Origin of the sequence: Clostridiisalibacter paucivorans DSM 22131, from assembly GCF_000620125.1 — a bacterium.
In the GTDB taxonomy this organism is placed as follows: Bacteria; Bacillota; Clostridia; order Tissierellales; family Clostridiisalibacteraceae; genus Clostridiisalibacter; species Clostridiisalibacter paucivorans.
This window is the reverse complement of record NZ_JHVL01000023.1, coordinates 43,762-55,385: the sequence shown is the minus strand read 5'-3', so window position 1 is coordinate 55,385 and position 11,624 is coordinate 43,762. Positions and strand designations below refer to the sequence as shown.

Here is an 11,624-nt window from a genome sequence, read left to right as displayed (position 1 = left end):
TATTAGTTAGTGGTTAGTAGTTGATGGTAGAAATCCTATGGATTTCATCATTAAACTACTTACTACTAACTGTTAACTACTAACTAATTTTATTTATAAAATAATTATAAGTATTAATCAGGAAATTCAAAAGATGTATCACATCTAACATGCAGGAATTATTGTTATGTGCAAATACTTCAAGTGCATTATTTAATATTTGATTGTTTTTATATAAGAATATGTATTATTGGTAATTAACAAATAATCAGTAGAAACTTATATTATATTTTTATAAGGTAAAATGAATTTTAAATTATTTGATCAAACGTTAGTGGAATTATAAGCATGAGTTGTAATAGTTTTTGCTTTAGGATTTAGATATTTTCTAAGACAATTTTGAGTATTTTTTAGATAAAGTGTATAATATAGTAAATTATAGTAATAGGGTGATATTAAATGGGACTAGCTATAGTTTTACCAGTTTATAATGAAGAACAATGTATTTATGATAATTTTTACAAGTTAAAAGAAATATTAGCTAAGGATAAAATTAAGTGCAAATATGTTTTTGTAGACGATGGATCTGTTGATAAATCTTGGAAAATAATCAATGAAATTGCATCACAAGAAGAAACGGTCTATGGCATTAAATTTTCTAGAAATTTTGGTAAGGAATTGGCAATAGTAGCTGGGTTAGAGATAATCCAATCAGATAGATATTTGATAATGGATGCTGATTTACAGCATCCTCCAACTGAAATCAAAAATATGTTAAAAATGATGGATGAAACGGGTGTCAATATTATAGATGGCATAAAAGTAAGTAGAGGAAGAGAGTCTATATTATATAGATTTTTAGCTAACAGTTTTTATAGATTGCTCAGACAATTAACTGGATTAAATTTAAAAAATTCATCAGATTTCAAATTGATTGATAAAAGTGTAGCCCAAAATATAAAAAAATTTAAAGAAAAGAGTATTTTTTTTAGAGGGGTAGTAGATTGGGTTGGTTTTACTAGGAAAGAATATTATTTTCGTGTTAACGATCGTATAGATGGTAAAAGTAGTTTTTCCATATCAAAGTTGATAAAATTTGCATTGAGTTCAATTTTATCGCATACGAGCAAACCACTTTATTTAACAATATTTTTTGGTGTAATATTTTTTGGGTTTTCAATTATTTTAGGTGTTCAAACTCTATTTAATTATTTCTCAGGCATTTCTATAGATGGGTTTACAACAGTAATTCTATTAATTTTAATAACGGGATCAGTGATAATGTTTACTCTTGGTATTGTTGGAATATATATTGCAAGAATCTATGATGAAGTAAAGCAAAGACCACAGTATATTATTTCAGAGAGAATTGAGAGGCTATAAAATGAAAATACTGATAAATATGTTAAAAGAAAATTATACAATGCAGATGTTAAGGTACTGTATTGTGGGAGGAGCTACTACAGTAGTTAGTTTTGGCACTTACTTTTTTTTGCTGTATGTTTCGAATATTAATCCTAATATAGCTAATGTAATATCAATAATAGTAGCTATTTTGTTTGCATATGTTACTAATAAGATATTTGTTTTTAAAAGTCATTGTAAAAATATAAAAGAACTTATTACAGAAATATTGAGTTTTTTCTTTGCTAGAGCCATTACAATGTTAATGGAAGTAGGCGGTGTATTTTTTTTAATAGACTTGGTGCATATTGATCCAATTTTATCAAAAATATTTATAAGTATTGTAATTTTGATATTCAACTATCTTTTGTCTAGATTTTTTGTATACAAAGAAAGAAGGGCTGAATAAATATGCTAAAAAGTTTACAAAATAAGAGAAAGTTTTTACATAATATATTAATATTATTTATTTTTGTAGGTGTATTACTTGTTAGTATGTATGTAAGATTGTATGGAGATGATTTTTTCTATTTGCGTTTTACAAGAAGGGGTATTAATTATTTCATAGAGAGGAATATAGAACATTATTTTTTGGCTAATGGAAGAGTAATCGTACATTTACTTGCAACAATATTTTTAGCTTTTCCAATTTATATATGGCAAATATTTAATTCCTTAATGGTAACTGGAGTGGCTTTTATAGCTTCAAAACTGATTTGCATAGGTGAAAAAGGAGAATATCAAAACAAAAAATTAATTACTATAGTAATATTTGGAATTATGATTATTTTTTTTGATCCTAATATGTCTAGGCAGAGTATTTATTGGATAACAGGTTCTTTTAATTATATTTATCCTTTATTGCTATTATTCTTTTATTGGTATAGTATTTTAAAGGTAGTGCATAAAAAAAATATATCAAAGTATTTACCATTGATAGCATTTTTTTCTACAGCTTCGGTAGAACAGGGCGGTATGATGGCATTTGGATTGACATTAATGATTATACTAGAGAAAAAGTATATACAGAAGACAAAGGTTGAAAGAGTTTTGTGGTATAGTCTTTTTTCTTCTATATTAGGATTAGTTTCAATCATTGCATCTCCATCTTTATTTTATAGAGCTGGAATGGAAAATTCTCCAGGTAATGGGTTATTTGATTTGATAATCTATAATATCAAAATGCAAAGTTTTACAGTGTTTTTTTCTAATGTAACTAAACCCTATATTATAGCAAGTATACTTGGTGCTATTACAATCTTAATAGAATATTACAAAATTTGTTTAGCAAGAAAGAAAAAAAATGTACTATTTATTATAGTGTTAGGAATAATGTCCATATTTTTATGGTTATATGTAATAAATAATAATGATATAGTATTTAATTATAATGGGACAAGTAATAGATTAGTAATGTTGTGTTTTTTTATTGATATCATTTATTTAATAGTTTTATTTTATTCAGCATATATTGTATATATGTATAAATTAATTAAAAACAGACTGATTCTATTGATAAGTCTTATATTAGGATTCGGTTCTCAGTTTATGATGGTAGTTTCTCCTGTTTATGGTCCTCGTAATTTAATATTTCTAAATTTTATGCTTGTTTTATTTATTAGTGCTGTATTTTCAAATTATAAAAATATTTTTAGTATTAATGCTATTGCAATTTGTTTAAGTATTATATACAAATCCAAATTTTTATTAATTGTTTTATTAATTGTTTTATTAATTTTTTTATTGTATTTATTAAAAATAAATACAATAAAAAAGATTAACAGATTAACATGGATAAAATGGATTAGTGTTGTAATAATAATATTCATAGGACTAAAGTCGGTATATTATCCAACATTTAATGGGTATTTTACTAATAGTAAAGTTTATGATAGAAATATTTCAATATGTGACAAATACAAACAAAAAGATTATACAGAACTGAAGCAAATTAAATTGCCACTTGAATTATACGGTTGGGTAATGCCTTATCATAACCTTTATTATAATCCTTATTATAAGTTGTATCTAGGCCTTGATGATGATGTAGAAATTAAATGGGAAATAGAATAGGGGTCAGGCTCACTTTTAAACTTTATAATTTATACACTATGAAAGTTATTATATAAATATAAAATAGCAAAGTTTAGATAATATATACTTCAGTAAAAGAGTAGGAAAATAAAGCTCAGTTATAATTGATTTTTGAAAAATAATCTGGTACAATACTAACAAATCTATAAATTAAAGCATGGAAGGGAAGTAGTAGTTTTCATAATTGTTTTCAGAGAGCTGTTGTTATGGTGAAAGACAGCAACTAATGAAGATGAACTCGTCCCAGAGCTATTAGGGTGAAAAGAGTAACTCTAGTCGGATAATATCCGTTATAACTAATTGAGGGGATAGCTTTATTTTGGCTATCAAATAGAGTGGTATCGCGGACCTTCGTCTCTATATTTAAGAGATGAAGGTCTTTTTAATTTTATCTAAATACTATACAAACAGAAAGGAATGTGAAAAGATGTTAAATTACAATCATAAAGAGATTGAAAGAAAGTGGCAAGATTATTGGGATAAAGATGGTACTTTTTATGCGTCAGATGACAAAAGCAGACCAAAATATTATGCACTTATAGAATTTCCATATCCATCGGGAAAGGGACTCCATGTAGGACACCCTAGACCATATACTGCACTTGATGTGGTGGCGAGGAAAAGAAGAATGCAAGGATACAATGTATTATTTCCCATGGGATGGGATGCCTTTGGTTTACCTACAGAAAACTATGCTATAAAAAATAAAATTCATCCTAGAATAGTGACAGAAAACAATATAGCCAAATTCAAATCTCAATTAAAGGCATTGGGGCTTTCATTTGATTGGTCTAGAGAGGTAAATACTACTGATCCAGAATATTATAAGTGGACCCAATGGATTTTTCTAAAATTATTTGAGAAGGGATTGGCATATAAGAAAGAGACATCTATAAATTGGTGTACTGATTGTAAGGTAGGTCTTGCAAATGAAGAGGTAGTCAATGGCAAATGTGAACGATGTGGCTCTGAAGTTGTGAGAAAGATAAAAAACCAATGGATGTTAAAGATTACAGAGTATGCAGAAAGACTAATAAAGGACTTAGATTTAGTAGACTATATAGATAGGGTTAAGATACAGCAAAAAAATTGGATAGGCAAATCTCAAGGGATGGAAGTAGACTTTAAAGTAGCTGGTGAAAATACAGTTACAGTATATACTACTCGCCCTGATACATTATTTGGTGCAACTTATATGGTATTTGCCCCAGAGCATCCGTTGATCGACAAGTTTAGGGATAAAATCACTAATTTTGATGCTATAGAGAAATATAGGGAAGAGGCCAAGAAAAAGTCTGAATTTGAACGTTCTGAGTTAGTGAAGGAGAAGACAGGTGTTGTGATAGAAGGTATAAGTGCAATAAATCCTGTTACTAATAAAGAAATCCCCATATTTATATCTGATTATGTACTTATGTCCTATGGAACTGGTGCAATCATGGCGGTGCCAGGACATGATACTAGAGACTGGGAATTTGCCAAGAAATTTGACTTGCCTATAGTGGAAGTAGTTGAAGGTGGAAATATTGAAGAGGGTGCTTATACAGATATAGAGCATGGAGTTTTAATAAACTCAGATTTTTTAAATGGATTAAATGTTGAAGAGGCTAAGAAGAAAATAAGTGACTGGCTTGCAGAAAAAGGATTGGGAAAGAGAAAGATAAATTATAAGTTAAGAGATTGGGTATTTTCTAGACAGAGATACTGGGGAGAGCCAATACCTTTGGTATATTGTGAAAAATGTGGATGGGTACCTGTACCTGAGGAAGAATTACCGTTATTATTGCCTGAAGTAGATAGTTATGAACCTGCAGATAATGGAGAATCACCACTAGCAAAAATGACTGATTGGGTAAATACTACTTGTTCTAAATGTGGAGGTCATGCCCAAAGAGAAACAGACACCATGCCTCAATGGGCAGGTTCATCATGGTATTTCTTAAGGTATACAGATCCTAATAATAGTGAAGCATTGGCCAGTGAAGAAAATCTAAACTATTGGTTACCCATAGATTGGTATAATGGTGGAATGGAACATACCACATTACATTTATTGTATTCAAGATTTTGGCATAAATTCTTATATGATTATGGGGTAGTGCCTACACCAGAACCTTATCAAAAGAGGACATCTCATGGGATGATTCTTGGGGAAAACAATGAAAAGATGTCAAAATCCAGGGGCAATGTAGTAAATCCCGATGAAATAGTAGAAGAATTTGGTGCAGATACAATGCGTCTATATGAGATGTTTATTGGAGATTTTGAAAAAAGTGTACCTTGGTCTCAAAATGGAGTAAAGGGATGTAGAAGATTTTTAGACAGGGTATGGAGACTTGTAGACATTGTAGAAGATGGTAGTGAATTCTCTAAAGAGCTTGAAGTTAACATGCATAAGACTATAAAGAAGGTTAGTGAAGACTATGAAAATATGAAATTCAATACAGCAATAGCAGCCCTTATGACTCTTTTAAATGACTTTAATAGCAATGGAAAGATAAATAATAAGGAAATGGAAGTCTTTTTAGTACTTTTAAATCCTGTAGCACCTCATATAACTGAAGAACTTTGGTCTAAAATAGGAGCTGACGGAAGAATTACTGATCAATCTTGGCCAGAATGGGATGAGGATAAGACAGTAGAGGATACTATAGAGATGGCTGTTCAAATAAATGGTAAAGTTAGAGGTACTATAAATATAGCTACTGAATCTACTAAAGAAGAAGCAAGGGCTAAGGCCATGGAAGATGAAAATATTGTAAAGTATGTGGAAGGAAAAAATATAGTTAAAGAAATATTTGTTCCCGGTAGGATATACAATATAGTTGTAAAGTAATGTAGTTGGTAGATAGGTAGGAGTTTATAGTTTTTTTAGATAGGTGATTGACATATATTTGTAGTTGTATTAGAATGTAGATGTAATATAGGAAAAGGGGGAGCTGAAGTAATTTGGCTGAGAGGAGGCTACATGTCTCGACCCACGAAACCTGAACTGGGTAATGCCAGCGGAGGGAAATATCTAATTCTGCATACGGTTGTATATAAACCCTTTATCCTAATTTCAGGATAGAGGGTTTTATTTTTTAAAATATAAAGGGAGATGAAAAAATGTCAAATATTAATGTAAGTCTTCAAATCATACCCAGCGTTAAAGAGTCCAAGATTTATGATGTGGTGGACAAGGTTATAGCATATATATCATCTACTGGGATAAAATATGAGGTTGGTCCAATGGAAACTACCATGGAGGGAGAATTAGATGAGTTACTAGATGTGGTAAAAAGGGCCCAAGATATATGTATAAATGAAGGGGCAAATAGGGTATTATCGGTTGTCAAAATTGATTACAAATCTGAAGGTGTGACTATGAATGAGAAGGTTGGTAAATACAGAAAGTAGAGCTATACCTGTTGTATTTTTTGCATTTCTATTACTAATATGGCAGTTAATAGTGGACAAGGGGATTATAGCTAGATATATATTGCCTACCCCTAAGGATATATTTATTACATTGATAGAAATATTGCCAGAAATAAAAATCCATATATTTACAACAGTATATGAAGCCTTATTGGGTTTTTTTATATCCATAGTATTTGCCATGGTTTTAGCTATAATTATGGACAATGTAAGGATTGTTAAAAGGGCACTATACCCCCTTTTAGTGATATCACAGACCATACCTATAATAGCCTTGGCTCCATTGTTTATATTGTGGTTTGGATTTGGTAAATTGCCTAAGATAATTGTAGTAGTATTAGTATGCTTTTTTCCCATAATAGTTAGTATGCTTCAAGGTTTGGAATCTGTGGATGAGGATATGATAAATTTATTAAAATCCATGGGGGCAAGTAAAATTCAAATATTTAAAATGGTAAAATTCCCAGGGGCTATAGTGAGCTTCTTTTCAGGACTTAGGATAGCTGCTACATATAGTATAATGGGCGCTGTTATAGGAGAGTGGCTAGGAGGCAAGACTGGTATAGGGGTATATATGATAAGGGTAAAAAATTCCTTTGCATTAGATAAATTTTTTGCTGCCATAGTTATAATAGTAATATTGAGTATTACTGTTTTCAAGGTTATATCATTGATAGAATATATAGCTATGCCTTGGAAACAAGAAATTAATAATAAAGGTTAGGGGAGATTGAAAATGAAAAGAGTATTGATATTATTATTGGTAGTTACATTGACAGTATTACCTACTATTGGTTGTGGTGCTACTGATCAACAGCAGGAAGATGAAGCACCAACTGGTAATAGTGAAGAGCTTACAAAGGTACAAGTGCTTTTAGATTGGTATCCTAATACTAATCATACGGGTATATACGTGGCCAAAGACAAGGGATTTTATGAAGAAGAAGGATTAGAAGTTGAAATCATACAACCTACAGGGGGAGGCAGTGCTGAGCCTATAGCTGCTGGCAAGGGTGATTTTGGAATAAGCTATCAAGAACAGGTTACATACGCGAGGACAGCAGAGAATCCATTACCTATAAAGGCTATAGCCGCTATAATTCAGCATAATACATCAGGGTTTGCATCTCCTGTTGAAAAGGGTATTGAGACCGGTAAAGATTTTGAAGGAAAAAAATATGGTGGCTGGGGTTCTCCTATGGAGGAAGCCATGATAAAGGCAGTTATGGAAAAAGAAGATGGAGATTTTTCTAAGGTAGAGACTGTCAATATAGGAGAATTAGACTTCTTTACATCAGTTAAAGACCATGTAGATTTTACTTGGATATATTATGGATGGGATGGCGTAGCTTCAGAACTTAAGGATTACCCTATTAATTTCATAAAACTTCAAGAAGTGGAACCAGATTTAGATTTTTATACACCTGTAATTATTGCTAAAGAGGACTATATACAAGAAAACCCTGAATTGACAAAGAAATTTTTGAATGCAACTAGAAAGGGATATGAATATGCAATAGAAAGCCCAGAGGATGCAGTACAATCTTTATTAAAGGCATCACCAGAAATAGATAAGGAACTTGCTGTAGCAAGTCAAAAATATTTGGCTAAGGAATACAAGGCCGATGTGGATAGATGGGGAGAAATGAGTCTAGATAGATGGGAAAATTATTCAAACTGGATGCTTGAAAGAGGTTTAATAGAAAATGAATTGGATGCAAAAGAAGCCTTTACAAATGAATATTTGCCTGAATAATAATAAAAAACTTGATATTTGTGGAATAAAAAAGGACTTTGAAGAAACTGCTGTTTTATCAGATATATCATTGAATTTAAAAGATAGGGAATTTGTGTCCATATTGGGGCCCAGTGGTAGTGGAAAGAGTACTTTGTTCAATATAATATCAGGCCTTATCTCTCCTGATACAGGTAAAGTAATGATTGAAGGAGAGGATTATACAGGAAAAACTGGTCGAGTTAGCTATATGTATCAGAAAGACCTCCTATTACCGTGGAAGAAAATAATAGATAATGTGGCAATTCCCCTTGTTATAAAGGGCATGTCTAAAGAAAAAGCCAGGGAAAAGGCAGAAAAATATTTTGAACTATTTGGAATTGATGGATTTCAACATAAATACCCATTTCAATTATCAGGAGGCATGAGGCAGAGGGCTGCACTTATGAGGACATATATGTTTTCTAGGGATATAATCCTATTAGATGAACCCTTTGGTGGGCTCGATGCCATAACTAGGTCAAAAATGCATTATTGGTTGATGGATATATTAAATACCTTAGATGTATCAATATTATTTATAACCCATGATATAGAAGAGGCCATATTACTGTCTGATAGAATATATATATTGTCTGACAGACCAGCAAAAATCAAAGAGGAGCTAGATATAAAATTGCCAAGACCAAGAAATAGAGATATAACTACTTCAGTTGAGTTTAATAATATAAAGAAACATATTATAGAAAAATTAGATTAGTCAGTAGATTGAAGGGAAGTGATTAAGTGGCCATATTTGATAAAGAAGCTAAAAACTATGACCAGTGGTATTCCACAAAGTTTGGAGATTTTGTGGATAAAGTAGAGACAGAATGTGCATTTAATCTTTTTAATGGGGATAAAGTGAAAAAGATATTAGATGTAGGATGTGGTACTGGTAATTTTAGTATAAAATTGGCTAAGATGGGATATGAAGTTGTAGGAATAGACATATCAGAAGAAATGCTAAAAGAGGCAAGGATGAAGGCGGAAAATGAAGGGTTCGATATAAAATTTTATAAGATGGATATATACGATCTAGATTTTAGCAATGAATCTTTTGATGCAGTATTTTCAATGGCAGCATTTGAATTTATACAAAAACCAGAAAAGGCTATAGACGAGCTTTTTAGAGTTACTAAAAAGGGTGGAGAAATACTTGTTGGAACAATAAATAAAGACAGTAAATGGGGAGAGCTCTATATAACTAAAGAATTTAGAGAAAATACAGTATTTAAATATGCCTATTTTAAAGACTTACAAGACCTTAAATCGTTAAAAACAAATTATCTTGTGGATACTGGCGAATGTTTATTTATACCTCCAGATGCTGATGAAAATGATATAAATTTAGATAATGAACGGGAGCTGTCTAAGACAGAAAGAGGTGGATATATATGTGCCCTATGGCAAAAATAGCATCTTGCCAAATAGCCTTTACTCCTATAAAGAGTGATAATTATATAGGGGATGTGGATAAAGTGCTCAATATAGTAGAGCAATCTGGACTAGAGTACAATGTAGATATATTGTCCACAACTATTAGGGGAGAAAGGGATAGGATTTTCACTCTTATATCAGATATATACTATACTATGGATGATATATGTAGCTTTACAATAGATATAAAGATATCAAATATATGTGGATGTAATTAAAGATGGTCATGTCTTAACCAATTATATGAAATATTTTGTATTTAGTTGATAAATAAAATAAAAGGAAATATAATAATAATTGAGGAGGTTTGATTTATGGGAAATCAAATTTTACAATTATTAATAGAAATGAAGGAAGAAATGACAGGAATAAAGACGGAAATAACAGATATGAAATCAGGAATAAAAGGAATAGATTCTAAAGTTGAAAGAGTGGAAAACAAAGTTGATAAAAATACTGTTTTAATTGAGAATGTATCTAAAAATGTTAAATATATTAAAGGTAGCATAGATGTACTTGAAGAAATAACAGGGGAACATGAAATTGCTATAAGAAAATTAAAGAAACAAGCTATATAGCGAAAAGAATAGAGATATGAAATCTCACGTACAAAAAAGTTCCCATAATTTGTTATAATGTATTTGAGGTGAATATTATGGCAGATAATATAGGTTTGGTTTTAGAAGGTGGAGGTATGAGGGGTCTTTATACTTCAGGAGTATTAGATTGTTTTTTAGAAAAAGGACTTATTTTCCCTTATGTGATAGGTGTTTCGGCAGGGGCTTGCAATGGCCTTAATTACATATCTAGGCAAAAAAGACGGAGTAAAGAAGTCAATATAAGATTTGCCAATGATTCTAGATATATAAATTTTACTAATATCTTTAAGAGGGAGGATGTATTTGGGTTAGATTTTCTTTTTGAAGATATTACTAATGAACTTAATCCCTTTGATTTTGAAACTTTTAATAATGCAAAAGAGAAATTTGTAGTATGTTGTACAGACTGTGAAAGGGGACGGGCTGTATATTATGACAATAAAAACTGTAAAAATATATTAGAGGCTACAAAGGCCTCTAGTAGCTTACCTTTTTTGAATTCTATTGTTGAATTTGATGGTAGATATTTATTAGATGGAGGTATTGCAGATTCTATTCCAATAAAGAAATCTATAGATGATGGAAATGAAAAGAATGTTATTATAATGACCCGTAATCGTGGATATAGAAAAAAACCCTTTAAATTTAGAAGGCTAGCTAAAGGTATATACAAGGATTACGAAAGTTTAGTAAATGCAATGCTTAATAGATACAAAAATTATAATGACACATTGGACTATATCGAAGAATTAGAACAGTCAGGTAAAGTTTTTGTAATACAGCCAGAATCACCTGTGAATGTTAAAAGGGCAGAGAGAGATGTAAGAAAACTTGAAGAATTATATGATCAGGGCTATAAGGATGGAGATAGGTATTTTAATGAAATAAAAGATTGGATGGAAAAATAGGACGGA

Annotated in this window: 12 protein-coding genes, 1 riboswitch and 1 other annotated feature; all 12 genes read left to right on the top strand. The window is 30.7% G+C overall.

Going from position 1 to position 11,624, the window contains the following annotated elements; translation table 11 throughout:
* Nucleotides 1-438 precede the first annotated feature (438 nt).
* The 12 genes from Q326_RS0108405 to Q326_RS0108345 all read left to right on the top strand — a co-directional run bounded on the left by Q326_RS0108405 (nucleotide 439) and on the right by Q326_RS0108345 (nucleotide 11,618).
* The gene (locus Q326_RS0108405; protein WP_026894981.1) at nucleotides 439-1,362 is read left to right on the top strand and encodes a glycosyltransferase family 2 protein; all 924 of its coding nucleotides are present in this window, start codon (nucleotides 439-441) and stop codon (nucleotides 1,360-1,362) included.
* Between the two features lies 1 nt (nucleotide 1,363).
* A complete protein-coding gene (locus Q326_RS0108400) occupies nucleotides 1,364-1,792 on the top strand; it encodes a GtrA family protein (RefSeq protein ID WP_034601634.1) in 429 nt (142 codons plus the stop codon).
* A 2-nt stretch (nucleotides 1,793-1,794) separates the two neighbouring features.
* Nucleotides 1,795-3,456: a DUF6056 family protein gene (locus Q326_RS0108395; protein WP_026894979.1), complete on the top strand. Its 1,662-nt coding sequence runs from the start codon at nucleotides 1,795-1,797 to the stop codon at nucleotides 3,454-3,456.
* Between the two features lie 170 nt (nucleotides 3,457-3,626).
* Nucleotides 3,627-3,839 (top strand) — a binding site (T-box leader).
* A gap of 65 nt (nucleotides 3,840-3,904) precedes the next feature.
* Nucleotides 3,905-6,313: a leucine--tRNA ligase gene (gene leuS / locus Q326_RS0108390; RefSeq protein ID WP_026894978.1), complete on the top strand. Its 2,409-nt coding sequence runs from the start codon at nucleotides 3,905-3,907 to the stop codon at nucleotides 6,311-6,313.
* Nucleotides 6,314-6,399: 86 nt separating this feature from the next.
* A riboswitch (TPP riboswitch) is annotated at nucleotides 6,400-6,509 on the top strand.
* 76 nt (nucleotides 6,510-6,585) lie between these two features.
* A complete protein-coding gene (locus Q326_RS0108380; RefSeq protein ID WP_026894977.1) occupies nucleotides 6,586-6,876 on the top strand; it encodes a thiamine-binding protein in 291 nt (96 codons plus the stop codon).
* Nucleotides 6,848-7,621, top strand: coding sequence for an ABC transporter permease (locus Q326_RS0108375; RefSeq protein WP_026894976.1), 774 nt, complete (start codon nucleotides 6,848-6,850; stop codon nucleotides 7,619-7,621). The genes Q326_RS0108380 and Q326_RS0108375 overlap by 29 nt, the downstream gene beginning before the upstream one ends.
* Nucleotides 7,622-7,633: 12 nt before the next feature.
* Nucleotides 7,634-8,653 (top strand): ABC transporter substrate-binding protein, encoded by a 1,020-nt coding sequence (locus Q326_RS0108370; protein ID WP_026894975.1) that lies wholly within the window; start codon nucleotides 7,634-7,636, stop codon nucleotides 8,651-8,653.
* On the top strand, nucleotides 8,604-9,392 hold the full coding sequence (locus Q326_RS0108365) for an ABC transporter ATP-binding protein (protein ID WP_245592075.1): 789 nt from the start codon (nucleotides 8,604-8,606) through the stop codon (nucleotides 9,390-9,392). Before Q326_RS0108370 ends, Q326_RS0108365 begins: the two co-directional genes overlap by 50 nt.
* A 26-nt stretch (nucleotides 9,393-9,418) precedes the next feature.
* Nucleotides 9,419-10,090, top strand: coding sequence for a class I SAM-dependent methyltransferase (locus tag Q326_RS0108360; RefSeq protein WP_026894973.1), 672 nt, complete (start codon nucleotides 9,419-9,421; stop codon nucleotides 10,088-10,090).
* Nucleotides 10,078-10,329: a YkoF family thiamine/hydroxymethylpyrimidine-binding protein gene (locus Q326_RS0108355; protein ID WP_169733581.1), complete on the top strand. Its 252-nt coding sequence runs from the start codon at nucleotides 10,078-10,080 to the stop codon at nucleotides 10,327-10,329. Before Q326_RS0108360 ends, Q326_RS0108355 begins: the two co-directional genes overlap by 13 nt.
* A gap of 96 nt (nucleotides 10,330-10,425) precedes the next feature.
* Complete coding sequence (locus Q326_RS0108350; protein ID WP_026894971.1) at nucleotides 10,426-10,689, top strand: hypothetical protein; 264 nt, start codon at nucleotides 10,426-10,428, stop codon at nucleotides 10,687-10,689.
* Between the two features lie 77 nt (nucleotides 10,690-10,766).
* The gene (locus Q326_RS0108345) at nucleotides 10,767-11,618 is read left to right on the top strand and encodes a patatin-like phospholipase family protein (RefSeq protein WP_026894970.1); all 852 of its coding nucleotides are present in this window, start codon (nucleotides 10,767-10,769) and stop codon (nucleotides 11,616-11,618) included.
* The last annotated feature ends 6 nt before the right edge of the window (nucleotides 11,619-11,624 follow it).

Excerpts from the sequence above, each read along its gene's own strand:
- Q326_RS0108405 (WP_026894981.1), top strand. The coding sequence starts at position 439 with ATGGGACTAGCTATAGTTTTACCAGTTTATAATGAAGAACAATGTATT.
- Q326_RS0108350 (WP_026894971.1), top strand. The coding sequence starts at position 10,426 with ATGGGAAATCAAATTTTACAATTATTAATAGAAATGAAGGAAGAAATG.
- Q326_RS0108365 (WP_245592075.1), top strand. The coding sequence starts at position 8,604 with ATGAATTGGATGCAAAAGAAGCCTTTACAAATGAATATTTGCCTGAAT.
- Q326_RS0108400 (WP_034601634.1), top strand. The coding sequence starts at position 1,364 with ATGAAAATACTGATAAATATGTTAAAAGAAAATTATACAATGCAGATG.
- Q326_RS0108380 (WP_026894977.1), top strand. The coding sequence starts at position 6,586 with ATGTCAAATATTAATGTAAGTCTTCAAATCATACCCAGCGTTAAAGAG.
- Q326_RS0108395 (WP_026894979.1), top strand. The coding sequence starts at position 1,795 with ATGCTAAAAAGTTTACAAAATAAGAGAAAGTTTTTACATAATATATTA.
- Q326_RS0108375 (WP_026894976.1), top strand. The coding sequence starts at position 6,848 with ATGAGAAGGTTGGTAAATACAGAAAGTAGAGCTATACCTGTTGTATTT.
- Q326_RS0108345 (WP_026894970.1), top strand. The coding sequence starts at position 10,767 with ATGGCAGATAATATAGGTTTGGTTTTAGAAGGTGGAGGTATGAGGGGT.
- Q326_RS0108370 (WP_026894975.1), top strand. The coding sequence starts at position 7,634 with ATGAAAAGAGTATTGATATTATTATTGGTAGTTACATTGACAGTATTA.
- leuS (WP_026894978.1), top strand. The coding sequence starts at position 3,905 with ATGTTAAATTACAATCATAAAGAGATTGAAAGAAAGTGGCAAGATTAT.
- Q326_RS0108355 (WP_169733581.1), top strand. The coding sequence starts at position 10,078 with ATGGCAAAAATAGCATCTTGCCAAATAGCCTTTACTCCTATAAAGAGT.